Origin of the sequence: Arthrobacter sp. NPDC090010 (genome assembly GCF_044748305.1) — a bacterium.
In the GTDB taxonomy this organism is placed as follows: domain Bacteria; phylum Actinomycetota; class Actinomycetes; order Actinomycetales; family Micrococcaceae; genus Arthrobacter_E.
Genome location: NZ_JBIVFT010000006.1, coordinates 157,946 through 183,421 on the forward strand (window position 1 = coordinate 157,946; position 25,476 = coordinate 183,421).

A 25,476-nucleotide genomic window follows, 5' to 3' on the forward strand; every position below is an offset into this window, starting at 1 on the left:
AGGGGTGACCGCGGTGATCTGGCACAGAACCAGCGAGCTCGGCAGAGACTCGGCACGGCTCAGGCGTGCTGATGCGCCTCGTGCTCCTGGTGGGAGCTGGGTTCCAGCTGGAAAGTGCAGTGCTCGGTGTCGAAGTGCGAGCCGAGGCAACGTTGCATGCGGTCCAGGATCCTGTCCGCGGATTCGGGGCTCAGGGCCTCGTCCCGCACCACCACGTGGGCCGAGAAGACCGGGACCCCTGACGTGATGGTCCAGATGTGGATGTCGTGCACCGACTCCACCCCCTCCACGGCCAGGATGTGCTCACGGATCATTCCGACGTCCACGCCCTTCGGGGTCGCTTCCAGCAACACGTCCACCACGTCCTTGAGCAGGCTCCAGGCCCGAGGCAGGATCATGAACGCGATCAGCAGTGAGGCGATCGGGTCCGCTGCGGTGAAACCCGTGAACATGATGACCAGCGCCGCGACGATGACGGCCACCGAGCCCAACAGGTCCCCGAGGACCTCCAGATAGGCCCCACGCAGATTGAGGCTCTCTTCCTGACCGCCCCGGAGGATGAGCAGTGAGACTCCGTTCGCCACCGCGCCGATGATGGCCGCGATGAGCATGGTTCCGGTCTGGATCTCCGGCGTCTCACCGAAACGACGGACGGCTTCGATGGCGATCACGACGGCGATGACGATCAGGATGAGCGCATTGGCCAGTGCGGCGAGGATCTCGGCGCGTTGGTAGCCGTAGGTGCGCTGGTCAGTCGGGGGACGGGTGGCGATCCAGGCCGCCATCAGGGCGATGAACACACCCGCGGCGTCCGAGAGCATGTGACCGGCATCTGCCAGCAGGGCGAGCGAGCCGGACATTGCGGCGCCCGCCACCTGGATGACGACGACGCTCAGCGTGATGCACAGGACTATCACGAGGCGCTTCTTGTGCTTGCCCGTGCCGGTCATGCCTTGGGTGTGATCGTGGTTGTGGCCCATGTCTTCAGGCTAGCCACGGGAAGCCGTCAATGCATGTCCGGAATGCGACTCATTCGCAGTGCTGGCGGGGATTTCGAGGCCGCTGCGTGGTCGCAGGAGTGTCGCCGGTCAGCCCCAGCCGAGCTCGTGGAGACGAGCATCGTCCACGCCGAAATGATGTGCGATCTCATGGATGACTGTCACCTGGATCTCATAGAGGATCTCGGCGCGACTGGCGCAGAGGTCGAGGATGGGTCCCCGGTAGAGGGTGATCCTGTCGGGGAGTGAGCCGACCGCCCATCCTTCGTCCCTCTCGGTGAGGGGTGTCCCTTCATAGAGCCCGAGGAGTGGATCGCCACTCTCGGGGTCCGTGCCGTCCTCCTCGATGAAGAGCATGACGTTGTCCAGGTGCCGGGAGATCTCATCCGGGAGGTCCTCCAGAGCGCGACGGGCGAGCTCCTGGAAGTCGTCCAGGCTGAGGGTGGCGGCCTCTGTCCGTTCCAGGTGCTCGAAACCGGCTTCGCCACGCAGTGTGCACCGCGGACCTGGCGGCCAGATGCGGATGGGCAGCCCGGTGGGAAGTGCCGAGCGGCCGGGGTTCCTCTCCATGGATCCACGGTATCGCGACGGCGGCTACGGCTGAGGAGGGTTCGGTGCGGGTGGGCCCAGAGTCTCTTTTGGATTTTTGGCCGGAGATGCTCTAAAGTTTTACAGGTCCACTTCGCGAGGAACACGGCGGTGCCGTGAGCCGAGCACGTGAGTCCAGGCCCCCATCGTCTAGCGGCCTAGGACACCGCCCTTTCACGGCGGCGGCACGGGTTCGAATCCCGTTGGGGGTACGCACGAGGTGATTTGAAAGTGGATTGAGAGATCTGCTAAGATGGAATCTTGTGAGCGGCAAGAGATTGCGGCAAAACAATGGTAGAAATACCGAAATTGAAGTACCAGCAAGGCCCTGTAGCGCAGTTGGTTAGCGCGCCGCCCTGTCACGGCGGAGGTCGCGGGTTCAAGTCCCGTCAGGGTCGCTCTGATTGATCGGAAACATCCGGCAGTCATGGTGACTAGTCACCAAGGCTCTGTAGCTCAGTTGGTAGAGCGTTCGACTGAAAATCGAAAGGTCACCGGATCGACGCCGGTCGGAGCCACGAAACCCTCGCCTAGCTTCTACATGGCGAGGGTTTCTTTCTTTAACAGCTGGAATTGCTGTCGACGGGTTCAGGTCATTTCTGTGGCAACCCCTCCGGCAACTGAAAGTGCGTCTTTCACGGCTAAAGTCATCCTGACCGCATGAAATCCTTTGAACAGCCGTGGGGGAGCGCTGATGACTGCGCCCGTGCAGCCCGCCGTCCGGTGGGGCCGAGCTTACTTTGCCGTGCAAGCCGCAGCGGGCCTCCTCTGGTGGATGCTGATCCCGATCTCCCCGTTCGTCCGCCATGCCACTCTGGGTTCTCTGGATCCCTTCCTGGTGGCGCTTTTCGATCTTCCGCTGTTCGTGGCCGCCTCGGCACTGGCCGGTGCGGGTTCCCGGGCCGCCGCCGCGCTGAATACAGCGTGGACGGCGCTGGTGCTGCTCGCCCTCGCCGCCTACGCGACGCTCACCACCGAAGCGGGATGGGGTGTGGTGTTCATGGGTGTGGCCGCCCTTGGTTCCGGTCTGGCGCTGTGCCTGATGCGCCTGGGCAGGGTCCCCATCGAGGGGATCACTTGGGGGCCGCTCGCCTTCCGTCCCGCGGACGCGCGGCGTGGACCGGCAGGTCACGTGACCTGGACCTTCGTTCAGATCGTCTTCTTCTGGGGTCTCTTTCTGGGAGTGTTCCCGCTGGTCATCCGGGCCCTGGAAGTGCGGTGGAGACTGGAGATCCCTCTTCCGGTGGCGAGCGTCGTCGTCGGCTGGACGGTCCTGGCCCTGGCCAGCGCTTTAGGACTCTGGTCCGCGGCGGTCATGTCCAGCCTGGGCCGCGGCACCCCGCTGCCCTCGGTGATGCCGAACCGGCTGGTCATCGCCGGCCCGTACCGCTGGGTGCGGAATCCCATGGCGGTTTCCGGCGTGGTGCAGGCTGCGTCCGTGGGGCTGATCCTGCAATCGTGGCTGACGGTGGTCTACGCCATTGGTGGCGCCGTGCTCTGGAACTACGGCATCCGGCCGCTGGAGGAAAGGGACCTGGCCGGCCGTTTCGGCGCGGACTACCAGCGTTACCGTGAAGCCGTCCGGTGCTGGATCCCGCGGCGGCCGGTGCTCGTGGGCTGAGCTCTTCCCTTGCGCGCAGGCTCCGGCCCTTCGGGGACTCCGGACGACCTCATTCCAGGCCATTCACAGCGCGGAAAGATCCAAAGGGTCGAAGTCGGCAGCAGGGGGCGTTGCGCCGGCGTCACGCACTCGAAGTGCCTCGACGGCCTCGTGAAGGTCGCCGCCGATCCGGGTCAGTGAGCTGAACCGGCTCGTGTGATAGATCTGCACTTCGCCGTGGGGGTCGCGGCTGCCGGTGTCCCAGGCGAGATAGTCTCCGTTCTCGCTCATGGCGAAGACCTCCAGGCGTTGTGGCGTCTCCCAGGACCCGTCCGGCTTCACCGCCCAGTCGTAGCCCTCGTTCTGCCACTGCCCGAATTCCTCGCGCAATCTGGCAGTCAGCCGACCGCCCCGTCCGAGCAGCCCGTCCGCGTGCCCCAGGGGGACCGGGGTGTAGACGAGCCATAGGCCGAACAGGCGTCCCCAGCCGAAAGCCTGGACGAATGAGACGTAGGACGGCGGGAGCCCCTCTCCGTCGGACAGCACGTGGTTCTCAAGGGTGTGCGCATCGAACCGCGGTTTCGGTGGCCGTGTCACGGAGAGGTTCCAGGAGGTTTCGGTCGTCACGTCCTGATCGTATCCATTCCGGTGTTCTGGATGGAGCTTCTGTCCTCCTTCCGGTGTATGACTTTCACTCAGTCACGTCGTGACATATAGTGCGTGAATTACCACACAATAATTTGACGTAAAGGTAATCCTAAGTAAGGCTTGCCTTGCCTAAACGTCGTTCTCGCCGTCGGGCACCTCCCCATATTCCCAACGGAAGGAACAGGCCATGACGCCGCCCCGTGCCGCCATTTCCCCGGAGCAGATCCCCGAGCGGGACCAAGACTTCGGCGCCCGGGTTGAACTGGCACTCGCTGCGAGCAACCAGCTCTTCACCAGCAGAAACGTCTCCAGTTACGTGGCGCAGGTGCTGCAGGGCGTCACGGCGGTGTCCACCACCGTTCAGCGCACCGGAAAACCCTTCACCGGCATCACTCCGGCGGCGCTGGGGCCCACTGTGGACGCGGTGGACCTGGAACGCCCGCTCCCGGACCTGGCCGCGGCGCTGGAGGAGCTGGACGAGGTCTATTTCAAGGACGCCGTCTATTTCCACGACTCCCGGTACGCCGCGCATCTCAACTGCCCCGTGGTGATCCCCGCCCTGGTCGGGGAGGCCATCCTCTCCGCGGTGAACTCTTCGCTGGACACCTGGGACCAGAGTGCCGGTGCGACGCTGATCGAACGCCGGCTCATCGATTGGACCGCTGAACGCATCGGACTGGGGGAGAACGCCGACGGCGTCTTCACCTCCGGCGGAAGCCAGTCCAATCTGCAGGCGCTCCTGATGGCCCGCAATCACGCCGTCGCCCGGCTGCGGGCCCAGACCCCTGGCGCCGAGGACGCCCGCCTGCCGGAGCTGCTCGGCGGCTTGCGGATCTTCTCCTCGGCGGACAGCCACTTCAGCGTCCAGAAGTCCGCAGCGATGCTCGGCCTCGGTTTTGATGCAGTGGTGTCCGTCCCCACCACCGAGGACCACCGGATGGATGCCGCAGCGCTCGCCACGGCGCTCGCGGAAGCCCGGGATGCGGGCCTCACGCCCATGGCCGTCGTCGCCACTGCGGGAACCACCGACTTCGGGGCCGTGGATCCGCTGCCGGAGGTCTTCGCCCTCGCCCAGGCGTACGGCGCCTGGTTCCATGTCGACGCCGCCTACGGTGGCGGTCTCCTGGTATCGGGGCGTCACCGGCACCTGCTGCACGGCATCCACCTGGCGGATTCGGTCACGGTCGACTTCCACAAGACGTTCTTCCAGCCGGTCAGCTCCAGCGCCATCCTGGTCCGGGACGCCGCCATGCTCCGGCACGTCACCTATTACGCGGACTATCTCAACCCGGAGAGCGCCGCCCGGGCTCAGGTGCCCAATCAGGTGGACAAGAGCATTCAGACCACGCGCCGTTTCGATGCGCTCAAGCTCTGGTTGACCCTGCGCACCATGGGCGCGGACGCGATCGGAGCGCTCTTCGACGAGGCGATCGACCTCACGGCGCGCGTCGGAGCCCTGCTGGACGAGGACTCCGACTTCGAATTGGCGGCGGCACCACAACTGAGCACCCTCGTCTTCCGCTACCGTCCGCTCCGCGACGGCGAGCGGATCGCCGAGGAACTCTCCGATCGCCTCAACCCCGCCATCCGCGCTGCCGTCTTCGCATCGGGTGAGGCCGTGGTCGCCGGTACCACGGTGGGTGGACGCCATTACCTGAAATTCACCCTCCTGAACGCCGAGACGCGATTGAGCGATCTCGAAGCCATCATCGGGCTCCTGCGCCGCACCGGCGAGGGGCTGCTGACCACCCTGACCGCACACGAGAAGGACCTGAGCGCATGAGCACCACCGACCGCGGCGAACACCGCATCCACGATCTGATCGGCATCGGCCTGGGTCCGTTCAATCTGGGCCTGGCCGCCCTCTCCGAGCCCCTGGACGAGCTGGACGCGCTCTTCCTCGAACAGCGCGAGGCTTTCGACTGGCATCCGGGCATGATGCTGGAGCCCGCCCATCTCCAGGTCCCTTTCATGGCGGACCTGGTCACCCTGGCCGACCCCACCTCGCCCTATTCCTTCCTGAACTTCCTCAAGCAGACCGGCCGGCTGTACCGCTTCTACATCCGGGAGAACTTCTACCCGCTGCGAGCCGAGTTCAACCAGTACTGCCAGTGGGTGGCCGGCCAGCTGGACAGCATTCGTTTCAGCACGCGTGTGCTGGAAACGGCGTACGACGACGGCGTCTACCGGCTGACCGTCGACGGTCCCTCCGGCGTCCGGACCCTCCACACGCGACGGATCGTGCTGGGCACCGGCACCTCACCGTCGATCCCGGCCGCGGGCCGGGAGCTGCTCACCGCCGGCGGGCCGGCCTTCCACAACGCCGAGTACTTGCACCGCAAGGCGGAACTCCAGAGCCGCCGCAGCATCACCGTGGTGGGGAGCGGCCAGAGCGCCGCCGAGGTCTACCTGGACCTGCTGCAGGACATGGACGCTCACGAATACGAACTGAACTGGGTCACGCGCAGCGGCCGCTTCTTCCCGCTTGAATACACGAAACTCACCCTGGAGATGACCTCCCCGGAGTATGTGGACTACTTCCATGCCCTTCCCGCAGCGCAGCGGGATCATCTGGTGGAGAACCAGAAGAACCTCTACAAGGGCATCGACTCGGAACTCATCAACGAGATCTACGACCTCCTGTATGCCAAGAGCCTGAACGGGATGGTCGACACCCGACTGCACACCCACTCCGAGCTCAAGAGCGCACGCTGGGACGCCGCACGCGGCACACATGTCCTGGACTTCCGCCACGCAGAGCAGGAGTCGAGCTTCAGCCTGGAGAGCGAGGCGGTGATGTTCGCCACGGGCTACGCGTACCAGGAACCTGCTTTCCTGGCCGGCGTCGAGGACAGGATCCACCGTGATGCCCGCGGGCGCTTCGACGTCAGCCGGAACTACGGCATCGGTGTCGAGGAGGGTGAGATCTTCGTTCAGAACGCGGAACTGCACACGCACGGCTTCGTCACCCCGGACCTCGGCATGGCCGCGTACCGGAACTCATGCATCCTGCGTGAGGCCTTGGGGCGCGAGGTCTACCCCGTGGAGCGCAGCATCGCTTTCCAGTACTTCGGTTCACCCGTTCCGGAAACCGCCGCGACGGGTGCCGCGCCCGTGCCCGCCTCGGATCTGGCGGTGACCGCATGATCCGCTCCTTCCGTCCCGTGGACCCGGCGTCCGACGCGACGCTCCTGCACTCCTGGGTCACCCAGCCCTACGCCCGCTTCTGGGGCATGACGAGCGCCGCGGTCGACGACGTCGAACGCGAGTACTCCCAGATCGCCGGCAGCGACCACCACGATGCATTCCTCGGAGTCGACGACGGCGCCCCCGCCTTCCTCGTGGAGCGCTACCGCCCCGCGGACTCGCCGCTGGACGCGGTGTATCAGGTGCGGCCGGGCGACGTCGGCATGCACCTGCTCGTCGGCCCGCCCCAGGGTGAGACCGTGCCCGGCTACACCCTGCGCGTCATGCAGTCCGTCATGACCTGGCTCTTCGAGCACACCGGAGCCGAGCGCGTCGTCGTCGAGCCCGATGTCCGCAATCACAAGATCCACGTCCTCAATGAGCGGGTCGGGTTCCACGCCCATTCCGTGGTGGTCCTGCCGCCCGTGGACCCGGCCGAGAGCCGGAAGGAGGCGCTCCTGAGTTTCTGCACCCGGGACGACTTCCTTGCCACGCTCACACCCCTTGCACTGCACACTGACCGATCCACCGACCAGACCACCGAGCAGACCCCTGGAGTTCACGCATGACCGCCACGATCGAGTCCGAGACGCGAAGCGAAGCGGCCGGCCAGCTGCAGCCGAGCGCCGCAGTCGAGCACCTCAGCCCTGGCCGTTGGGCGGAAGCCAACCGTCACGTGCTGCGGAAGGCGCTCGCCGAGTTCTCGCATGAAAGGCTGCTGACACCGGAACGTTACGGTCGTCGCTCCGGGACGCAGTCACCGTACCGCCTTTTCAGCGACGACGGCGGTGTGGAGTACCGCTTCACGGCACGCCTCCTGGGCCTGGACCACTGGAGCATCGCCAAGGACTCCATCACGCGGTGGAAAGTTTCCGAGGGAAGCGAGCCGGAGCAGCTCCCTCTGGATGTCCTGGAGTTCGTGACCGAGTTCCACGGCAGCCTGGGAATCAGGGAAGAACAGCTGCCCGTCTATCTCGAAGAGATCGCCAGCACGCTGTCCGGGCACGCGTACAAGCAGGGTCGTGGTGTGGAGTCGTCCCGTCTGGCCGCCGGGATCACCCAGGGTGCTGACGCCGCGGCCGACTTCCAGGCGATCGAGCGGAACATGAGCGAAGGCCACCCCTGCTTCGTGGCGAACAACGGGCGCCTGGGCTTCGGCATCACCGACTACCACTCCTTCGCACCGGAAGCCGGTGCCCCGGTCCGGCTTCAGTGGATCGCGGTCCACCGTTCGCAGGCGGTGTTCACGTCCCGGCCGGGGCTCGACTACCGTCGCCACATGACCGAGGAACTGGGCTTCGACGCGGTGGCCTTCTTCGAAGCGGAACTCGCGGCCTCGGGCCTCGACCCGGCCGAATACCTCTTCCTCCCGGTGCACCCGTGGCAGTGGGAACACAAGATCGCGGTGACCTTTGCCGCGGAGATCGCCCGGCAGCGGATCGTGCCGCTGGGCACAGGCACGGATTCGTACCAGGCGCAGCAGTCCATCCGGACGTTCTTCAATGTCTCGGCCCCTGGCAAATGCTATGTGAAGACGGCCATGTCCGTGCTGAACATGGGCTTCATGCGTGGTCTCTCCGCCGAATACATGGAGGCGACCCCGGCCATCAACGAGTGGCTGCACGATCTGATGGCCTCGGACGAGGAGCTGAAGAACACCCCCGTGATCCGGGAGGTCGCGGCGATCGGGTACCACAATCCGTACTACGAAGCGGCCGCGCCGAAGGGCTCACCATACCGCAAGATGCTCGCCGCGCTCTGGCGTGAGAGTCCGCTGCAGCTCCTGGAGGACGGGCAGCAGCTTGCCACCATGGCGTCCCTCCTGCATGTGGACCCGGCCGGGAAGCCTTTCGTCTCCGCGCTGATCGAGCGCTCGGGGCTGGCTCCCGAGGAGTGGCTGCGACGCTACTTCGACGCCTATCTGGTGCCCCTGGCGCACTGTCTCTTCGCCTACGAGCTCGCGTTCATGCCGCACGGGGAGAACGTCATCCTCGTGCTCCAGGACGGAGTGCCGGTCCGCGCCATCATGAAGGATATCGGTGAGGAGATCGTGCTCATGGGGGACCGGATCGAGGTGCCGGAGGAGGTCTCCAGGATCAAGACCCCCGTTCCGGAGCATGAGATGTCCTCGGCGATCTTCACGGACGTCTTCGACTGCATCTTCCGTTTCCTGGCCGCATTGCTCGCGGAGGATTCAGTGGTGGAGGAAGAGGTGTTCTGGCGGACCGCTGCCGAGGCGCTCACGGACTACCAGGCACGGCATCCCGAGCTGGCGGAGCAGTTCGCCCGGCATGACCTCTTCGTGCCCGAGTTCGAGCTTTCCTGCCTCAACAGGCTCCAGCTGCGCAACAACCAGCACATGCTGGATCTCTCCGATCCTTCGGGCGGTTTGCAGAAGGCCGGGATGCTGAGGAATCCGTTGGCTCTCCACCGCTCCTGAGGCATTGTTCTTCGTCGATTGCTGGGAAATCGTCCGTATGGGCGCTCATACGAGCGATATCTCAGCAATCGACGAGGAGAAGGGGAGAGGTGAGCATGATTCGCACTCACCTCATCTGTTTTGTCGATGCGATTGCCCTAAATTATTCACTATGCAGATGAACTCCCGCGCGTGATGATGGAAAAAACCCAGAAGAGCGGGCGCTTGTGCCCGTCGCGTGGGTCCATCGGCATAAGGAGAATCACATGGCAGGCGAAGAGGTCGACGTCCTCGTCGTAGGCGCAGGCCAGGCCGGAATCGCGATGAGCGAGCACTTGAGCGCGCGTGGCATCTCGCACCTGGTCCTGGAGCGGAATCGTATCGCCGAAAGCTGGCGGACGATGCGCTGGGACTCTCTGGTGGCGAATGGGCCGGCTTGGCATGACCGCTTCCCGGGTCTGGAATTCGAGGACGTCGATCCCGCCGCCTTCGCGCCCAAGGACAGCGTGGCTGAGTACTTCGAAAGCTATGCCGAGAAGATCGCGGCCCCCGTGCGGTGCGGCGTCGACGTCACCTCCGTCCGCCGCAGGCCGGGTGCCCCGGGATTCCACGTGACCACCACGGACGGGCCGCTGGAGGCCCGCTACATCGTCGCGGCGACGGGCGCCTTCCAGAAACCGGTGATCCCCGCCGTCGTACCCGAGAGCGCAGCAGTGCTGCAGCTCCACTCCAGCTCCTACCGGAACCCTGAACAGTTGCCCGACGGCGGCGTCCTGGTGATCGGTGCTGGTTCGTCCGGGGTGCAGATCGCTGCTGAGATCCGGCGCGCAGGCCGCCCGGTGCACCTGGCGGTGGGAGCCCATGACCGCCCGCCGAGGAGCTATCGCGGGCGGGACTTCTGCTGGTGGCTCGGGGTCCTCGGTCTCTGGGACGCGGCGGCACCGCCGGCCGGGGCGGAGCATGTGACCATCGCGGTGAGCGGAGCCGGAGGCGGCCGCACCGTCGACTTCCGGGAGCTGGCGCAGGCGGGCATCGTCCTCACCGGCCGCGCCAGCGGCTACTCAGACGGTGTCCTGAGCTTCGCACCGGGCCTGCGGGAGGACATCGCCAAGGGGGACGTGAACTACCTCGAACTGCTCGACGCCGCGGACGCGTATGTCGAACGGAACGGCCTGGAGTTACCGGAGGAGCCACAGGCTCGCGTCCAACTGCCTGACCCGGAGTGCCTGACGAATCCGGTTCTGGAACTGGATCTCGCAGCTGCGGGCATCACCTCGATCATCTGGGCGACAGGATTCGCCCGGGACTACGACTGGCTCCAGGTGGACGCCTTCGGGAACAACGGCGTGCCTCAGCAGCAGCGCGGCGTCTCCTCGGAACCAGGGGTCTACTTTCTCGGGCTGCCCTGGCAGTCCCGTCGCGGATCCAGTTTCATCTGGGGAGTCTGGCACGACGCCAAGTACGTGGCCGATCAGATCTCCATCCAGCAGGGCTACCTCGAACATCACGAGGCGGGGGCGCTGGCGAGCAGCCGGGTCTGAGACCCGCGGCGGCGCTGACTAGAGCAGTCGCGTCTGGTGGCGGGGTTGCGCTGTGTCAGTCAAAGGGGCCAGTCAAAAGTGGTCAGCCAAAAGGGCTGTGCTGCTTGGCTGCACTGTATCGATCGCTGCGCTGCGTCGTTCACCGCGCTGTATTGATCACCGCGCTGCGTCGTTCACTGCACTGTATTGTTCGCTGCGCTGCGTTGATCAGGAGCCTCGTCTATCGCTCGGGTTGCACTTGCGGGCACGACAGCACTTGTCAGAAGGGCGGAGGATCTGGGGCAAGAAGCCGGCCCGGCGGATCGGCACACTGGGTATGTTGCTGCGGTGTCGCTATGGTCGTTGCGGACACGGTCGTCGCCGGCGTGGGCGGATGGTCTGTGTGGCGGCGGCCGGTCGGGCTGGTCCATTCGAGAACGCCACCTCGGGCTGATGCGCCGGATTCGCTGTTGCGAGGTGTTTCTGTCTGCCGAACACTCCATCGCCCGTGATGTTTGAGCGTGTGGTGCCGACGGCAGAGCCCGGCGAGGTTTCCCAGCTCGGTGGTGCCTCCCTGGGCGGCGTCGTGCGTGTGGTCCAGGTCCAGCTCAGCAGCGGGGAGGTTGCACCCGGGGAAACGGCATCGGGAATCGCGGGCACGGAGCACACGTCGTAGCTCTGCGCTGGGCCGGTATCGGTCCACGGACAGGACCACGCCGGTGATTGGGTCGGTGAGCACCCGGTTCCACGCTGTCTCCTGGCCCGCCAGGGCTCGCGCGGTGAAAGGATCGATCGGCAGCCTGCCATTCAGCTCCGCTGAGACCTGCCCTGAGGCCTCGTTTCCCATCAACGTCAGGACCGGGACCGTGATTTCCACCCGGGCAGCGATGCCGGAGAGCAGGTCTTCAGGCTCGTCGTGGCCGCTCGGGACTCCACGCAGGAGAAGATCTGCGAGCAGGTCGGCCCTGAGCTGGTCTCTGGTCCGGAATTGGTCTCTGCGCCCGAGCTGGTCCCGAGTACGGGGACGGTCCTGGATGCGGGGCTCGCTCTGCGAATCGAGCGCAACCGTGGCCGCGTCAATGCCAGACAGGCTTGTTCCCGTGTCGCCGTCCAGTGGGGCCGTGTTCGGAGGAATAGCGGGCCTGGTCACGATCGAATGGCCGTTTGCTCTGCTTTCACCGGCGCTGTGGCCAAGCACAGCTGATGCCGTGCCGCGGCCAAGCACGGTTGATCCCGTGTTGCCGCCAGCTGCACTCGCGCTTGCACTTGCATCGACGCCGGCGGGCCCTGCGCTCGGAGGAGCGCCGTGCGCGGTCGCCCTGCCACTGGCTGTTCTGATATCAGAGGCCATCCCGGTACCAGCTCCCGCCGTCTCTTTGCCTTCCGTGTACCGCCTCGCCATGCATGTCAGCCTGTTGAGGACGCCGTGGGCGACCGCGGCGGGCAGGACCGCCCCGAGTTCGGCCATGCCGTCCGGCAGCGGGTTCACCCAGACGCGGCGCTCCTCCCGTGCCAGTTGGTACCGCTCGGCCAGAGGCATCGGCTGGGCCTTCCCGGCTTCTCGGGCCGCGATTCTCCTCACCCTTCCCGGTGTCTGGACCTCCGCCACCGCCAGGACGGCGTGCTCGTATCCTGACCGTGCCGCGCGGTCCACGATGACGGCACCGTTCTCCCGAATCACCCGCACGTGTGAGGTGCTGATCCTGCCCTCGGCCAAAGCCTGGAACGTGGCCGGGAAATCATCCAGCAACTCCACGGCGGCATCCAGCTGCCGCTGCATGCTCCGGTCACTCGTCCGTGTCGCGGTCGCGAGTTCGGCCGCGACGGTGCGTTGAGCAAGTTCCAGCGTGTTCAGACCCCACACCCTGCCTTCCGCGCCGCCCCTCTGGCCCAGCCGTGCGTCGTCGTCGGCCATCACCTGCGCGAGGCGTGAGGAGAGTGCCAGCGTGTACTCCCGCAGGGCCTGCAGGCCCGCGATCGCAGATTCGATGCTCACCAGCGATGACACCATCTCGGCCAGCAGCGAATCGGGGCCGGCTGTCACCGGCCGGTTCCTCCCGGTGCTGAGTCTGGTGCTGCTGACTGTGCCCATGACAGCACTCTGCCAGTGAGGTCTGACATTAATTTCACGCCGGAATGCTGCGTCCAGGGACCGTTCAGCCGACGGTGTCGAGGCCGGCAAGAGACCTCGGGGATAAGGCCTCAGCAGCCTCAGACGCGCTCAGAAGACCGCGTTCCACCACCAGATCCGCCAGGCCCCGGTTGCTCGCGAGTGCCTCTTTGGCCAGTTCCGCCGCGACACCATAGCCGAGAAGCGGGGCCAGACCAGTGACGACGCTGATGGAACCCAGCATCCGTTCCTCCAGGAGCCTGGTGTTCGCCTGGATCCCGTCCACGCAGCGCGTCCGCAACTGACGGCAGGCGGTGCCGAGCCAGGAGAGCGACTCCAGCAGCGCATCCGCCATGACGGGCTCGAAGGCGTTCAGCTGCAATTGCCCGGCCTCGACCGCCATGGTCACGGTGGCGTCGGCGCCGACCACCCGGAACGCCACCTGATTGACCATCTCCGGGATGACCGGATTCACCTTGCCCGGCATGATCGAAGAACCGGCCTGCACCGCAGGAAGCAGGATCTCCCCGAATCCCGCCTGCGGGCCGGAGGAGAGCAGCCGCAGATCGTTGCAGATCTTGGAGAGCTTCACGGCGGCCCGCTTCAGCACCCCGGAGACGAGGAGGAAGACGCCCGTGTCGCCGGTGGCCTCGATCAGATCTGAGGACGACACCAGCGGAAGCCCGGTCACCGCTCGAAGTTCCCTGATGACCGCATCCCGATAGCCCGCGGGAGCCGTGATGCCGGTGCCGATGGCGGTCGCACCCAGATTGGACTCGAGCAGATGCGGGAGCAGCTCCACCAGGCGTTTCCCGTCTTCGCGCAGAGTCTCCGCGAAAGCGCCGAATTCCTGACCCAGCGACATCGGGACGGCGTCCTGCAATTGCGTCCGCCCCACCTTCAGAACACCGGAGAACTCGGCCGATTTGGCCGAGAATGCCTCGATGAGACGGCCGTGCTCGGCGCAGAGTTCCACGAGTTCGCGGTGCAGGGCGAGCTTCACGGCCGTGGGGTAGACGTCGTTGGTGGACTGGCTGCGGTTCACGTGGTCGATGGGGTGCAGTGCAGCGTAGTCCCCACGACGGCGGCCGAGCAGTTCGAGCGTACGGTTGGCCACGACTTCGTTGGCATTCATGTTCGTGCTGGTGCCCGCGCCGCCCTGGATGGCGTCGACCACGAAGTGCTCGTCCAGTCGGCCATCCATCACCTCCTGCGCGGCCCGCTGGATCGCCTGGGACTTCTCGGAATCCAGCAGCCCCAGCCCCTCATTGGCCCGTGCGGCTGCGAACTTCACAGCGCCCAGACTCCACACGAGAGAACGCAAGGACCCGATGGTCCGGCCGCTGACAGGGAAGTTCTCCACGGCACGCAGAGTACTGATGCCCCACAGGGCAGCCTCGGGGACGTCCCCGTCCCCGAGGCTGTCGTGCTCGCGACGCACGGCGCCAGGGCATGCGGTGCCAGGGCGCATGATGTCGGGGTGCGCAGTGTCGGGGTGCGCAGTGTCGTGGCGTACGACGCCGGGACGCACGCCGGAGTCCTGGCGCGGTGCCGTGTCCGGCGAAGAGGGCTGAGCCATGGTCCTGTCCTTCGAGAAAACTCAGAGCGCGAAATAGTCCAGCGCCGTCAGCGCGAGGGCCGCTGCGCCGTCGTGGATGGCTTGATCCGCAGCCGCGCCCACGCAGTGCGCCGCGAACTCCGGCTGATGGTTTGCCGCCGGGAAACAGCCCAGTCCGATGTACGGGTGGATGGCGGGAACCAGCTGGGACACATTGCCCATATCGGTGGAGGCGCGGTTCATGGTGGCTTGCTCGGGCGGAGCGTCGAAGCGCCGGCCCAGAGATTCGGCGTGCCGGATGTAGAGGTCCAGGGCCCGCTGCTCCGTGCGGAATTCCGAGTACGGTTCGGACTCCGGCGTCACAGTCAGTTCGCAGCCCGAGGCCAGCGCCCCCGCTTCGAAGCAGTGGTTGACCCGTTCCTCCAGCACCGAGAGCTCGGCCAGGGTCTCCGCCCGCACGTACCAGCGCCCCTCGGTCTTCTCCGGAATGGCGTTGGGGGCCTCGCCGCCGCGGGTCTGGACGCCGTGCACCCGGGTCTCCCGGGGAAGCTGCTGCCGCAGGAGGCCGAGCGCCACCTGGGCCACGATGAAGGCGTCGTTCGCGTTGACCCCCTGCTCCGGATAAGCAGCCGCATGGGCGGCCTTGCCACGGTATTCGACGTGGCTGTGTGCGACGGCGAACGGCCGGGCCTCCGCGGAATCCACCGGGCTCGGATGAGCCATCATCGCCAGATCCAGGCCGCGGAAGGCGCCCTTCTTGAGCAGTTCGATCTTGCCGCCGCCGCCCTCTTCCGCCGGGGTCCCGTAGAGCTCCACGGTCAGATCCCATTCCTCGGCGAAACCGGCCAGGGCAATGGCTGCTCCACAGGAGACCGCGGTGATGATGTTGTGGCCGCAGGCGTGGCCGAGGCCGGGCAGCGCGTCGTATTCGGCCATGAGCCCGATGCGTCGGGCGCCTGTGCCGAAGACGGCGCGGATCGCGGTCGGGAAGCCCAGATACTCGCGTTCCACCACGAAGCCGTGCGCCTCGAGGTGTTCGGCGGTCCAGGCTGCGGCCCGGTGTTCCTGCCAGCCGAGTTCAGGATGGGTGTGGAGCCTTTCCGAGAGGTCGATGAGCCCGGCGTGCTGTTCAGAGATCGAGGCGAGGACGCGGTCCCGACGGATATCCCCGGACACGTCAGCGCTCATCGCCGGGAACCCCGTAGCCCACGGAAGAGGCCGGATCGAGGCCGCGCACCACGTAGTCCTCGCGCTGTGGAAGCCAGATCTCCAGCAGGCGCCCGAGTTCCGCCACAGGGTCTTCGTGCCAGTCGACGCGCAGATCAGTGTCCCGCCAGCCGTGACCGGAGACGACGCTGAGCCCGGCGGACCGCACGGGCCCGGCCTCGCCGCCAGCGGCTTCCCCTGCGCGGAGGGCGGCCAGCAGCCGGACCTCCAGCGCGCCGTCGGCCGCCGCGAACGCCTCGCAGATCGCCTGAGGGACAGCGGAGTCCGCCAGCATATTGCCCGCCGAAACGCACCCGGCCCCCTGCGCTGTGCCGATCACGCCGAGCGAGTGCTCGCCGCTGAACACCGCCGAATCGCCCCGGGCATCCAGGACCACCAGCTGGCGGTAGGCCGCCGACGGCGTACGGGCGACGACGACGTCGAGCGCCTCCTGTGCGGAGGCTCCGGACTCCAGTTCATCCAGCAGGAGGGCGCCGAGGCGGGGGTCGGTGATGTTCTGTGAGCTGACGGCGCCGACGCCATCGCGCAGATGGGTGCAGCGGGCGGCGACCGCGGGAGAGGAGGACGTCACGGCCAGGCCGAAGCGGCCGGCGCCGTCCGTGGCGGCGATGCTGAAAGTCATGCTGATGCTTCCTGTGAGAGCACTGATGCTTCCTGTGAGATGACAGCGGTGGCGGGGGTCGTCCGGCGGTGCATCATGCTGAGGCTTCCTGTGAGATGACGGCGGTGGCGGGGATCGTCTGGCGCTGCATCATGCTGATGCCTCCTGCGAAATGACAGCAGTGGCATCGATTTCGACGAGCCATTCCGGCCGGGCGAGCGCCGAGACCACGATGCCGGTGGAGACCGGGAAGACGCCCTTGAGCCAGCGGCCCATGGTCCGGTAGACGGGTTCGCGGTAGCGGGGATCGATGAGGTAGACGGTCACCTTCACGATGTCTTCGAGGCTGCTGCCGGCCTCGCGGAGCAGCATGTCGATGTTGGCCATGGCCTTCTCCGCCTGGGCCTCGACGTCGCCGATCCCCACTGACTCGCGGGTCTGAAGATCCTGCCCGATCTGCCCGCGCAGGTAGACGACGCCGTTGGCGACCACAGCCTGGCAGAGGTCGTTGTCGAGATTCTGCTCCGGGTAGGTGTCCTTCGTATTGAAGGTACGGATGCGCTGATGCTTCACGGTCGGTGCCTTTTCGCGTGGGTGATCGGGGTACTCGATCAGCTTCCCGCCACCGCCCAAATCTGTCCAACAGGCGTTTGCGAATGGCTGTATCGGAAAAATCGATGAAAAGGTATCCTGGCCGCATGGACGTCACCCTCACCCAGCTCCGGTACTTCGTCGAGGCCGCGGCTCAGCTGTCGATGACCGGGGCGTCGGTGCGTCTCAATGTCGCGCAGTCGGCCGTTTCCGCAGCCATCGCCCAGCTGGAACGGCACGTGGGCACGCAGTTCTTCATCCGGCAGCGGTCCAAGGGACTGGTCCTGACGGCAGCAGGGGAGATGTTCCTCCGGGACGCCCAGGCCATCCTGGCCCATGTCGAGGAGAGCCTGGACCACGCCCGTGGCGAGACTCAGAGCCTGGCCGGGCGTATCCGGCTGGCCTGCTTCAACACCCTGACGCCATTCCTTCTCCCGGGTGTCCTGACCCGGCTGCGCGAGGAGCACCCCGCGCTGGAAGTGGACGTCATCGAGTCGGACACCGCGGGCTGCGTGGCGGCCCTGGTCAGTGGCCAGGCGGATCTGGCGCTCTGCTACGAACTGGATCTCCCCGAGTCGCTTGCGAGCACCGTGGTGGACACCGCCCGCCCCTATCTCGCGCTGCCGCCGGAGCACGCGCTGGCCGGCGCGGGCACGGTGCGCCTCTCCGCACTGAAGGAGGAGCCGTTCGTGCTTCTGGACCTGCCGCACAGCCGGGACCTGATGCTGTCCATCGCGCGCCTGGGCGGGCGCGAACCGGAGGTCGCTTTCCGTTCCGGGAGCTTCGAAACGGTGCGCACCCTGGTGTCCCGGGGGCTCGGCTACTCGATCCTCCACCAGCGTCCGCAGCACGGTCTCACCTACGACGGCGGCAGGCTCGCCACCGTGGAGATCGAGGACCGGGTGCCGGAGCTGAAGACCGTGCTGGCGCATCTGCGCAGTCAGCGTCCGACGGCCCGGGTGCGCGCCGTGGCGCAGGCCGTCCGGCGCCAGATCGACGCTGTGAAGACGGGCCGGGACTAGAGGGGTTACGTCAGCCGTGCCAGCGCCCGCTCCACGAGGTGCCGCTGGCGGGACCAGGTGATGGCGTCCGGATCCAGCATGGACGTCACGTGTAGGCCCATCATGATGCTCAGCAGCTCATCGGTGACCGCATCCGGGTCCGGGAGAGGTGCGCACTCGCCGTCGTGCTCGGCCTGGGAGAGGAAACCGAGCATCAGTTCTCTCCAGTGCAGCATCGTCTCGCGGCCGACGGCGCGCAGCGCATCCTCCGTCTGGGCCCGCTGCCAGAAGGAGATCGCAACGCGCGCCTCCACCACGGTGAGCGGGTCCGCCGGAATGATCTCCAGGCACATGCTGCGCAGTGCGGAGATGCCGCGCCGGCCGGCAGTGTGCTCGGCGATGCGCTCATTGGTGCGCTCGCAGATCAGATCGTAGGAGGCGAGGAGCAGAGCGTCCTTGTTGGGGAAGTAGTGGGCCAGGACGCCGGGGGCGGCGTAACCGCATTCTCTGGCGATGTCGCGCATGCTGGCGTTCTCGATGCCCTGCTCGGCGATCAGCCGCCAGGTGCTCTCGATGATCGAGCGGCGCCGTTCCTGGTGGTCCACCAAGCGGGGCATGCTGTTCCTTCCGGGGCCGGGATGCGCGACGACGGCCGGGCGCAGGGCCCGGCCGTCGTCACCTTATCAGTGGCAGGATGCGTGCGGTTCGGCTGAGGCGGAAGCGCAGTGGCTCGCCGCCGAGGACGGTACGTCCAGCGTGGGGTTCTCATCGAAGAAGCCGTGCGGCTTCAGGGTGAAACCGGTGGTGTCCACCGGCATGACCGGCCAGTCCTCCGGGCGAGGGAAGTGGGTCAGCCCGAAGGAGTGCCACAGCACCAGGTTCTGGCCGTCCAGCTCGCGGTCCTGAGCCACGTAGGACGGCAGGCCGGCGCCACCCGGGTGCTGATTGACGAAGTCACCCGCGGCGTAGAGCTCGTCCTCGGCGTGCTGGGTCACCCAGAGGTGGTGCCGGGCGAAGGCGGCGCGGGAGGCGATGGAGGAGTCGTCCGCCATGGCCAGGGTGGGCTGGCCCTCCGGGTAGAGGGTGTAGCCCACAGGGTGGCCGAGGCGGTTGAGGGATTCCGGGTTGCTGATGTGCCACACGCGGCCCTTGCTGCCGTCGGCGTCACGGACGGCCTCGGACTCGCGGCTCAGCAGGGTGCGCTTCTGAGTGAACGCGTTCCCGTGCGGATTGCCCGGGCCCTTCGGCAGGCGGACCAGGTCCAGTTCCTCCACGCGGTTGCTCTCGCCGTCGATCATCATGTCCAGGCGCGCATTGAAGAGGTGCTGGTGGTACGGGGCGCCAAGGCCCGGCGCGATCTCCGAGGCGTAGGCGTAACCCTCCTCCGGCAGGGCCGCGGTGAACACGATGCCGGTCGCCTTGGCTTCGAACTCGATGGTGCCGTCCAGGTAGAGGTACCAGTAGAAGCCGTAGTCGTAGTTGCCCACGGTGGTGAAGAAGGAGACCACCAGTCGGCGGTTGCGGCGGACCTCGTTGGAGTTGGCCCACTCGTCGGTGTGCTTCCAGAGGATGCCGGCGTCCTCCTCATGGACGCAGATGCCGTTCTCGATGGTGCGCGGGTTGCCGAAGTCGTCCGCGACCACGGGGGAGAGGTAGGTGATCTCTCCGAGGCAGTCGCAGCCGAGCTTGAGCGAGTTGGCGTCCCGGCCCACCAAGTATTCGCCCGAGTCGAAGTAGTTCTGCCAGCTGCGGTATGGGGCGGGGTCGCCGTAGGGGACCACCATCTCGGAGATCGCGGCGCGGTGGATGAGCGGACGACGGCGGCCGCGCTGGGTGTGGTGGATCTGGTGCAGCACCAGCCCCTCACGGGCGTCGAAGCCGACGCGCAGATCCCAGCCGGCCCAGCTGAGGTGATTGCCGTCGAAGGAGAAGCTGGGACCCTCGGGCTGGGTGATCTCGATGGGCTTGAGATCGGTGCGGAGCTCGCCATGGATCTCCGGCTCGGTGTAGTTGCCGTTGATCTCCGGGACCGGGACGGGGCCGTCGTCGATCAGGTGGTCCACACGGCGCTTCTCCACGTCCACGAACGCCACCAGGCCGTCCAGGGGGTGGGCCCAGGCGTGGTCGCCGGGATGGTCCTGGCGGAAGCCGAGGCCACGGAGCAGGCGCTTGCCCTCTTCGTTCTCGTACTCGAAGACGCCTGCCGAGAGAGGTGCCACCCGGACCTGTGCCGGGGTCAGGCCCCGCGCGGCGAGAGAGGCGTTCCACTGCGGGTCGGCGGCCAGGATCTCCTCGATGAGCTCGAACTCCTCGAACAGGACCGGCAGCTGGCCGTCGACGGCGGGGTCCAGTTCGCGCTGTTCGAGCACCTCGCCGGTGGTCAGCGAGGCGCGCACATCGAGGGAGCGGGAGAGCGCGGCGTCCCAGAGCATGGCCCGGACGACGCGGTCGACGGCGGTGCCTTCGCCGTCGTACAGGGCGGTCTTGGGCGGTTCCACCAGGCCCAGGTAGGCGAAGCGGGTGGTCTCGGCGAGAAGCCCGGCATCCGCCAGGATCCGGCGGGCCTCACGGATCTCCGGGGCCGAGAGCTGCTCCAGCGGGTGTTGCGCCACGGTGGCGGAAGGGGCGGTCTGAAGAGTCATGGCACTTCCTGAAGTTCGATTTTGATGGTACAACTGTTCAACCAACGCATTGATGTTATCCAGATCACAGCCCGGCGTAAAGTCCCTCTCGACCAGCTCGCCGGGAGACCAGGAGAACCGTGGACCAGACCGCAGGCGCGCGCCGCGTCCCCGCCCGCCAGGCGTCCTCCCGTCGCGCCCGGATATCGACCGTGCTCGTCTCGGGCGCCGTCGTCGTCGGCGTGGCGGCGCATCTGGTGGCCGCCGCGCGCGAGCCCGTGGGCCTCATGGCCTGGTGGATGGCGGGGATGGGAGTCCTTTGCCTCCTCTGCCTGCTCCCGATGGTGACGAAGCGGCACTGTCCGGGACGCGCCGCGGGTCATCTCATGGCGATGAGCGCCGCAATGGTGCTCTTCCATGCCGTCGTGGTGCTGATGCCGGGACTCGGTTCGCATCACGGGATGGCCATGGGGGTCTCGCAGGGAAACCACATGGCTCCCATGCTCCTGCTCATCGTCGTGGAGCTTTTCTGCATGATGGGCGCCGCGGCCGCTCTTCGCCTCAATCGCGCGGCCTCCGGGTCCTTGCCGGTGCATCGCTCCGGCTCCACGATCCACTGACGACCTCGGCCTTCGGATCTTTCCCCGCTCACTCCCCACACCTGCTCATTTCCCACACTTCAGGAGCACTCATGAACGTGACATCCGCACCCCTCGCTCTCGACTGGAACAGCCGTGCTGAATCCCTGGCCATCGACGGCAGGGCCTGGATCGACGGACGCCGAGCCGCCGCGGGCGGTGACGGCGCGTCCCATCCGACCGTCAGCCCCGTGGATGGCCGGGTCCTGGCGGAACTCTCCTCCTGCGGAACGGATGACGTGGACCGGGCCGTCGCCGCCGCGCGGCGGGCGTTCCCGTCCTGGTCCCGGAAGGGGGCTGAGGGTAGGAAGTCGGTACTCCTGGCCCTCGCCTCGCTGATGGAACAGCATGCCGAGGAGCTGGCGCTCCTGGAGACGCTGGACAGCGGCAAGCCGATCCTGCAGGCCACCACCGTGGATGTCCCCGGTGCGATCTCCACTCTGCGTTGGTACGCCGAGGCCATCGATAAGCAGAGTGGCGAATTGCCTGCTGTTCCGGCGGGGGCGACGGCCCTGGTCACGCGCGAGCCGCTCGGCGTCGTCGCTGCGATCGTGCCCTGGAACTACCCTCTCGAGATCGCTGTCTGGAAGCTTGCCCCGGCACTGGCTGCGGGCAATACGCTCGTGCTCAAGCCTGCCGAGCAGACCTCCCTGAGCGTCTTGCGTCTGGCGGAGCTCGCCGCGGAGGCCGGCGTGCCCGACGGCGTGCTGAACGTCGTGACGGGATCCGGGCGGGTGGTGGGAGCCGCGCTGGCCCACCACATGGACGTCGATGCGCTCGCGTTCACCGGATCCACCGCGGTCTCGCGGACCCTTCTGGAGGCGTCCGGCCGAAGCAACCTCAAGCGGCTGAGCCTGGAGGCGGGAGGCAAGAGCTCGAATCTCGTGTTCGCCGACACCGCGGACCTGCCCCTGGCGGCGGCGAAGGCCGCCTTCGGGGCGTACTACAACCAGGGGCAGGTGTGCTCGGCGAACTCCCGGATCCTGGTCCAGCGGCAGGTTCACGATGAGTTCGCCGAGCTGCTCGCCCAGGCCGCCGCCGGCTATGCCCCGGCGGACCCGCTCTCCGGTGCCGAGGGAAACGGCGCCCTGATCAGCTCCGCCCATACGGACGGCGTGGAGCGATGGATTTCTCGGGGCCGCGCCGAGGGTGAGGTGCTCTTCGGAGGTGAACGGCGGACCATCAGCGGTTCGGACGCCTATCTTGAGCCGACGCTGCTCGGCGGGTTGCCCGGAGACCATGACGTCCATCGGGAGGAGATCTTCGGACCGGTGGCAGTGCTTCACCCCTTCGACACGGAGGAAGAGGCCGTTCGGCTGGCCAACGCCACCGACTACGGGCTGGCGGCGTCGGTGTGGACTTCGGATCTGTCCAGGGCCCATCGGGTGGCCGGGGAGCTGTTGGCGGGGACGGTGTCCGTGAACACGGTGGACGCGCTGGGAAACACCACGCCGTTCGGAGGGTTCAAGCAGTCGGGTTTCGGCCGGGACCTGTCCTTGCACGCCTTCGACAACTACACGGCTCCGAAGACCACCTGGATCCAGTTCGGCTGACACTGCATCTGAAGAATCGATGATGTCTATCGATATTCAGTGGTTTACGTGATGTATGCCACAAATCTACTCTGAGGGGAAGCAACGTGGCGGGGCCAGGGCGGTTGCGAAGGGCCAGGGCGGTTCCTGAGAACCCCCGGCCCGCCCGTCCCAGCCGTCGGCGGCAGCACCGCGATGCGCTCCCACACCTTCCCATGCAGTGGCATTCCCTCAGCACAGCAGCAAAGGACCGATCATGGACCAGCCAACCGCCTCCACGCGACTCGCGGAAGAGCAAAGCAAGCACCTGCAGAAATCCCTCGGACGATTCGACATCCTTCTGCTCGTGGTGGCCGCCGTCATCTCGGTCGAGGTGCTGGGCCAGGTCTCCGGCTTCGGAGGTGAGACCTTCACTTGGACGCTCATCCTGGCGGTCACCTTCCTGGTGCCGTACGGCCTGATCTTCGCGGAGACCGGAGGCACCTTCACCGAGGAGGGCGGGGTCTACGTCTGGACCAAGATGGCTTTCGGCCGGGCGACCGCCGCCATCGCAAGCCTCTTCACCTGGGTGACGCAGCCCGTGTGGGTCGGCGGCGCGATGTCCTTTGTGGCCGTGGAGACGTGGTCCAGCTATGTGGGGCACGTCGAGGCCGGGAGTATCGGGGATTACCTCTTCAAGATCGTCTTCATCTGGATCACCGTCACCTCCGCCGTGATCAGCCTGAAGCACGGCAAATGGCTGCCGTCGCTGGGAGCGATCCTCAAGGTCGTGTTCCTGACGTTCTTCCTCGTGGTCACCATGATCTACGGTCTGCAGCACGGCTTCAACGGTCTGGACCTCGGGTTCTTCACCCCGACGCTGGCGGGTTTCCTCGGGGTGACGCCGCTCCTGCTGTTCTCCTTCCTCGGTTTCGAATCGGGCAACAGTGCGGCCGGTGAGATGAAGAACCCGGCCAAGGATGTCCCCGTCTCCGTCGCCCGGTCATCGATGATCGCCGCCGCAAGCTATCTGCTGCCGATCCTCGCGATCCTCCTGGTGGTTCCGCTGGACAAGATCACCGGGATCGACGGGCTCTTCGGTGCGGTGGCCACCGTGTACACCGTGTTCGGCCCGGCGGCACAGGCCATGCTCGCCGTCTCCGCCGTCGTGTTCTGCTTCATCCTGGTCTCCCAGGGCGCCGCCTGGATGATCATCAGCGACCGTATGCAGGCCATGGCCGCCGCGGACGGCTCATTCTTCGGCGGCTTCTTCGGCCGGTTCAACGCCCGGCTGGGAACACCCATCAGGGTGAACACGCTGTCCGGCGTCGTGGCCACGGTGTTCATGATCGCGGCCATGCAGCTCAAGGGGGACAACGGTGCGCTCTTCGGAGTGGTCCTGACCATCGCCATCTCCACCTATCTGCTCAGCTACCTCGTGGTCATCCCGGCTGCCGTCCGCCTGCGCAGCAAGTTCCCGGACGCGGTCCGGCCCTTCAAGGTGCCGGTGTCCGACACGGTCTTCCTGATCCTGGGCGTGATCTGCTTCCTCTGGATCCTCATCGGTTCCTGGGTGGCCGTCTTCCCCGGAACGCTCGAAGCGCTCTTCGGGATCGACTACGACTTCGAGAAGACCTGGGGCGTTTCGCAAGGCGCCTTCGAAGCCTTCGCGCTCGGAACACTCGGCTGTGTGCTGGCCCTGGGGCTGATCGGCTACGCACGGGGACGGAAGGTCCGCCAGGCCGCAGGCTCCGTGGACGCCCCTGCAACGGAGCCCGCGGCCGGGGCTACCCTGGGGGTATGACGGCACGAGCGGACGCCCTGGCGGCGCTGATCACAGGAGCTTCATCCGGTCTGGGCGCGGAGTTCGCCCGCCAGTTCGCCGAGCAGGGCCACCATCTCATTCTGGTGGCGCGCGACGCCGGACGGCTGTCCGCCGCGGCGTCCGCCCTTGAGCGGGACTACGGCGTGACGGTGGAGGTGCTGCCTGCGGATCTGACCGACGACGGCGGCGTGGCCGCCGTCGTCGAGCGCCTCAGTGATGCTTCCCGCCCGGTGGATGTGCTGGTCAACAACGCGGGCATCGGCCTGCTGCACCCCTTCGAGAAGAACAGCATCGAGGAAGAGAAGCTGCACTTGCGCCTCCATGTGCAGACGACCATGGAGCTGTGTCACGCCGCGCTTCAACTCATGCTGGAACGCGGTTCCGGACGCATCATCAACGTGGCCAGTGTCGCGGCGTTCGCCACCAGGGGGACGTACTCGGCGGCCAAGTCCTGGGAGCTGAGTTTCAGCCGCTGGGCGAACCTGGCCTATGGGCCGTCCGGTGTGAAGATCACCGCCCTCTGCCCGGGGTTCACTCACACGGAGTTCCATGAGCGCATGGGCCTGGACAAGACGGCGATGCCGCGCTGGATGTGGCTCGACGCCCGCCGCGTGGTGCGGGACGGCCTGGCCGACAACGAACGCGGCAAGGGCGTCTCGATTCCGAGCCTGCGGTACAAGGCGGTGGTGACCGCCACGCGCTTCCTGCCGGCACGCTTCACGGGTGGCCCGCCGCGCAGGCCGCTGGCGGGAAACTGACTGGGCCCTTAAAGCGGCAATCGACTGCTGATTAATCGTCTGAAAACGGTTCTAAAGGACGATTAATCAGCAGTCG

Annotated in this window: 21 protein-coding genes and 3 tRNA genes; 14 read left to right on the forward strand and 10 right to left on the reverse strand. The window is 66.6% G+C overall.

The features are described from left to right. Positions 1 to 59 precede the first annotated feature (59 nt). Together ACIPXZ_RS10890 and ACIPXZ_RS10895 are read right to left on the reverse strand one after the other, a co-directional pair. Positions 60 to 980, reverse strand: coding sequence for a cation diffusion facilitator family transporter (locus tag ACIPXZ_RS10890; protein WP_400593731.1), 921 nt, complete (start codon positions 978 to 980; stop codon positions 60 to 62). A gap of 108 nt (positions 981 to 1,088) precedes the next feature. Continuing rightward, positions 1,089 to 1,568, reverse strand: coding sequence for a metallopeptidase family protein (locus tag ACIPXZ_RS10895; RefSeq protein ID WP_400593734.1), 480 nt, complete (start codon positions 1,566 to 1,568; stop codon positions 1,089 to 1,091). Between the two features lie 157 nt (positions 1,569 to 1,725). Here ACIPXZ_RS10895 and ACIPXZ_RS10900 point away from each other — a divergent pair. The 4 genes from ACIPXZ_RS10900 to ACIPXZ_RS10915 all read left to right on the forward strand — a co-directional run bounded on the left by ACIPXZ_RS10900 (position 1,726) and on the right by ACIPXZ_RS10915 (position 3,207). Continuing rightward, positions 1,726 to 1,798: transfer RNA gene (locus tag ACIPXZ_RS10900), tRNA-Glu, on the forward strand. A 112-nt stretch (positions 1,799 to 1,910) separates the two neighbouring features. Next, positions 1,911 to 1,984: transfer RNA gene (locus ACIPXZ_RS10905), tRNA-Asp, on the forward strand. A 47-nt stretch (positions 1,985 to 2,031) separates the two neighbouring features. Then, positions 2,032 to 2,104: transfer RNA gene (locus ACIPXZ_RS10910), tRNA-Phe, on the forward strand. Between the two features lie 176 nt (positions 2,105 to 2,280). After that, the gene (locus ACIPXZ_RS10915; protein ID WP_400593737.1) at positions 2,281 to 3,207 is read left to right on the forward strand and encodes a methyltransferase family protein; all 927 of its coding nucleotides are present in this window, start codon (positions 2,281 to 2,283) and stop codon (positions 3,205 to 3,207) included. A 63-nt stretch (positions 3,208 to 3,270) separates the two neighbouring features. Here the strand turns inward: ACIPXZ_RS10915 and ACIPXZ_RS10920 are convergent, their stop codons facing one another. Further along, a complete protein-coding gene (locus ACIPXZ_RS10920) occupies positions 3,271 to 3,813 on the reverse strand; it encodes a hypothetical protein (protein ID WP_400593740.1) in 543 nt (180 codons plus the stop codon). Between the two features lie 208 nt (positions 3,814 to 4,021). On the opposite strand from ACIPXZ_RS10920, the gene ACIPXZ_RS10925 reads away from it, so the two are divergent. The 5 genes from ACIPXZ_RS10925 (at position 4,022) to ACIPXZ_RS10945 (ending at position 10,980) form a co-directional block, all read left to right on the forward strand. Then, positions 4,022 to 5,617: a pyridoxal phosphate-dependent decarboxylase family protein gene (locus ACIPXZ_RS10925; RefSeq protein ID WP_400593743.1), complete on the forward strand. Its 1,596-nt coding sequence runs from the start codon at positions 4,022 to 4,024 to the stop codon at positions 5,615 to 5,617. Next, a complete protein-coding gene (locus ACIPXZ_RS10930) occupies positions 5,614 to 6,981 on the forward strand; it encodes a lysine N(6)-hydroxylase/L-ornithine N(5)-oxygenase family protein (RefSeq protein ID WP_400593746.1) in 1,368 nt (455 codons plus the stop codon). The genes ACIPXZ_RS10925 and ACIPXZ_RS10930 overlap by 4 nt, the downstream gene beginning before the upstream one ends. Next, positions 6,978 to 7,589, forward strand: coding sequence for a GNAT family N-acetyltransferase (locus tag ACIPXZ_RS10935; protein ID WP_400593749.1), 612 nt, complete (start codon positions 6,978 to 6,980; stop codon positions 7,587 to 7,589). Before ACIPXZ_RS10930 ends, ACIPXZ_RS10935 begins: the two co-directional genes overlap by 4 nt. Beyond that, entirely contained in the window at positions 7,586 to 9,460 is a 1,875-nt protein-coding gene (locus tag ACIPXZ_RS10940; RefSeq protein WP_400593752.1) for an IucA/IucC family protein, read from the forward strand. The genes ACIPXZ_RS10935 and ACIPXZ_RS10940 overlap by 4 nt, the downstream gene beginning before the upstream one ends. A gap of 245 nt (positions 9,461 to 9,705) precedes the next feature. Next, positions 9,706 to 10,980, forward strand: coding sequence for a flavin-containing monooxygenase (locus ACIPXZ_RS10945; protein ID WP_400593755.1), 1,275 nt, complete (start codon positions 9,706 to 9,708; stop codon positions 10,978 to 10,980). Positions 10,981 to 11,239: 259 nt separating this feature from the next. On the opposite strand, the gene ACIPXZ_RS10950 is transcribed toward ACIPXZ_RS10945, so the two are convergent. The 5 genes from ACIPXZ_RS10950 to ACIPXZ_RS10970 form a co-directional block, all read right to left on the reverse strand. After that, positions 11,240 to 13,051: a DUF222 domain-containing protein gene (locus ACIPXZ_RS10950; RefSeq protein ID WP_400593758.1), complete on the reverse strand. Its 1,812-nt coding sequence runs from the start codon at positions 13,049 to 13,051 to the stop codon at positions 11,240 to 11,242. A 64-nt stretch (positions 13,052 to 13,115) separates the two neighbouring features. Then, entirely contained in the window at positions 13,116 to 14,540 is a 1,425-nt protein-coding gene (locus ACIPXZ_RS10955) for an aspartate ammonia-lyase (RefSeq protein ID WP_400593968.1), read from the reverse strand. A 129-nt stretch (positions 14,541 to 14,669) separates the two neighbouring features. Then, entirely contained in the window at positions 14,670 to 15,815 is a 1,146-nt protein-coding gene (locus ACIPXZ_RS10960; RefSeq protein ID WP_400593761.1) for a M20 family metallopeptidase, read from the reverse strand. Next, entirely contained in the window at positions 15,805 to 16,476 is a 672-nt protein-coding gene (locus ACIPXZ_RS10965; RefSeq protein WP_400593764.1) for a DUF1028 domain-containing protein, read from the reverse strand. Before ACIPXZ_RS10965 ends, ACIPXZ_RS10960 begins: the two co-directional genes overlap by 11 nt. A gap of 129 nt (positions 16,477 to 16,605) precedes the next feature. Next, a complete protein-coding gene (locus ACIPXZ_RS10970; RefSeq protein ID WP_400593767.1) occupies positions 16,606 to 17,028 on the reverse strand; it encodes a RidA family protein in 423 nt (140 codons plus the stop codon). 125 nt (positions 17,029 to 17,153) lie between these two features. Between ACIPXZ_RS10970 and ACIPXZ_RS10975 the strand changes: the two genes are divergently transcribed. Then, positions 17,154 to 18,068 (forward strand): LysR substrate-binding domain-containing protein, encoded by a 915-nt coding sequence (locus ACIPXZ_RS10975; RefSeq protein ID WP_400593770.1) that lies wholly within the window; start codon positions 17,154 to 17,156, stop codon positions 18,066 to 18,068. A 5-nt stretch (positions 18,069 to 18,073) separates the two neighbouring features. On the opposite strand, the gene ACIPXZ_RS10980 is transcribed toward ACIPXZ_RS10975, so the two are convergent. Both ACIPXZ_RS10980 and ACIPXZ_RS10985 read right to left on the reverse strand, forming a co-directional pair. Beyond that, positions 18,074 to 18,664 (reverse strand): TetR/AcrR family transcriptional regulator, encoded by a 591-nt coding sequence (locus ACIPXZ_RS10980; protein WP_400593772.1) that lies wholly within the window; start codon positions 18,662 to 18,664, stop codon positions 18,074 to 18,076. 66 nt (positions 18,665 to 18,730) lie between these two features. Then, positions 18,731 to 20,689 carry a primary-amine oxidase gene (locus tag ACIPXZ_RS10985; RefSeq protein ID WP_400593775.1) on the reverse strand — a complete coding sequence of 653 codons (1,959 nt, stop codon included), beginning with the start codon at positions 20,687 to 20,689 and terminating at the stop codon, positions 18,731 to 18,733. A 119-nt stretch (positions 20,690 to 20,808) separates the two neighbouring features. Here ACIPXZ_RS10985 and ACIPXZ_RS10990 point away from each other — a divergent pair, with 119 nt between their 5' ends. The 4 genes from ACIPXZ_RS10990 to ACIPXZ_RS11005 all read left to right on the forward strand — a co-directional run bounded on the left by ACIPXZ_RS10990 (position 20,809) and on the right by ACIPXZ_RS11005 (position 25,400). Next, positions 20,809 to 21,288, forward strand: coding sequence for a hypothetical protein (locus ACIPXZ_RS10990; protein WP_400593778.1), 480 nt, complete (start codon positions 20,809 to 20,811; stop codon positions 21,286 to 21,288). A gap of 71 nt (positions 21,289 to 21,359) precedes the next feature. Further along, complete coding sequence (locus tag ACIPXZ_RS10995; protein WP_400593781.1) at positions 21,360 to 22,859, forward strand: aldehyde dehydrogenase family protein; 1,500 nt, start codon at positions 21,360 to 21,362, stop codon at positions 22,857 to 22,859. Positions 22,860 to 23,094: 235 nt separating this feature from the next. Beyond that, positions 23,095 to 24,621 carry an APC family permease gene (locus ACIPXZ_RS11000; protein ID WP_400593784.1) on the forward strand — a complete coding sequence of 509 codons (1,527 nt, stop codon included), beginning with the start codon at positions 23,095 to 23,097 and terminating at the stop codon, positions 24,619 to 24,621. Beyond that, on the forward strand, positions 24,618 to 25,400 hold the full coding sequence (locus tag ACIPXZ_RS11005; RefSeq protein ID WP_400593787.1) for an SDR family NAD(P)-dependent oxidoreductase: 783 nt from the start codon (positions 24,618 to 24,620) through the stop codon (positions 25,398 to 25,400). The genes ACIPXZ_RS11000 and ACIPXZ_RS11005 overlap by 4 nt, the downstream gene beginning before the upstream one ends. Positions 25,401 to 25,476 lie beyond the last annotated feature (76 nt).

Bases quoted from the DNA above. Each gene is read 5' to 3' on its own strand.
- ACIPXZ_RS10955 (WP_400593968.1), bottom strand. From the start codon at position 14,540: ATGCGCCCTGGCACCGCATGCCCTGGCGCCGTGCGTCGCGAGCACGAC.
- ACIPXZ_RS10890 (WP_400593731.1), bottom strand. From the start codon at position 980: ATGGGCCACAACCACGATCACACCCAAGGCATGACCGGCACGGGCAAG.
- ACIPXZ_RS10925 (WP_400593743.1), top strand. From the start codon at position 4,022: ATGACGCCGCCCCGTGCCGCCATTTCCCCGGAGCAGATCCCCGAGCGG.
- ACIPXZ_RS11000 (WP_400593784.1), top strand. From the start codon at position 23,095: ATGGACCAGCCAACCGCCTCCACGCGACTCGCGGAAGAGCAAAGCAAG.
- ACIPXZ_RS10975 (WP_400593770.1), top strand. From the start codon at position 17,154: ATGGACGTCACCCTCACCCAGCTCCGGTACTTCGTCGAGGCCGCGGCT.
- ACIPXZ_RS10965 (WP_400593764.1), bottom strand. From the start codon at position 16,476: ATGACTTTCAGCATCGCCGCCACGGACGGCGCCGGCCGCTTCGGCCTG.
- ACIPXZ_RS10915 (WP_400593737.1), top strand. From the start codon at position 2,281: ATGACTGCGCCCGTGCAGCCCGCCGTCCGGTGGGGCCGAGCTTACTTT.
- ACIPXZ_RS10950 (WP_400593758.1), bottom strand. From the start codon at position 13,051: ATGGGCACAGTCAGCAGCACCAGACTCAGCACCGGGAGGAACCGGCCG.
- ACIPXZ_RS10945 (WP_400593755.1), top strand. From the start codon at position 9,706: ATGGCAGGCGAAGAGGTCGACGTCCTCGTCGTAGGCGCAGGCCAGGCC.
- ACIPXZ_RS10895 (WP_400593734.1), bottom strand. From the start codon at position 1,568: ATGGAGAGGAACCCCGGCCGCTCGGCACTTCCCACCGGGCTGCCCATC.
- ACIPXZ_RS10985 (WP_400593775.1), bottom strand. From the start codon at position 20,689: ATGACTCTTCAGACCGCCCCTTCCGCCACCGTGGCGCAACACCCGCTG.
- ACIPXZ_RS10980 (WP_400593772.1), bottom strand. From the start codon at position 18,664: ATGCCCCGCTTGGTGGACCACCAGGAACGGCGCCGCTCGATCATCGAG.
- ACIPXZ_RS11005 (WP_400593787.1), top strand. From the start codon at position 24,618: ATGACGGCACGAGCGGACGCCCTGGCGGCGCTGATCACAGGAGCTTCA.
- ACIPXZ_RS10995 (WP_400593781.1), top strand. From the start codon at position 21,360: ATGAACGTGACATCCGCACCCCTCGCTCTCGACTGGAACAGCCGTGCT.
- ACIPXZ_RS10960 (WP_400593761.1), bottom strand. From the start codon at position 15,815: ATGAGCGCTGACGTGTCCGGGGATATCCGTCGGGACCGCGTCCTCGCC.
- ACIPXZ_RS10940 (WP_400593752.1), top strand. From the start codon at position 7,586: ATGACCGCCACGATCGAGTCCGAGACGCGAAGCGAAGCGGCCGGCCAG.
- ACIPXZ_RS10935 (WP_400593749.1), top strand. From the start codon at position 6,978: ATGATCCGCTCCTTCCGTCCCGTGGACCCGGCGTCCGACGCGACGCTC.
- ACIPXZ_RS10930 (WP_400593746.1), top strand. From the start codon at position 5,614: ATGAGCACCACCGACCGCGGCGAACACCGCATCCACGATCTGATCGGC.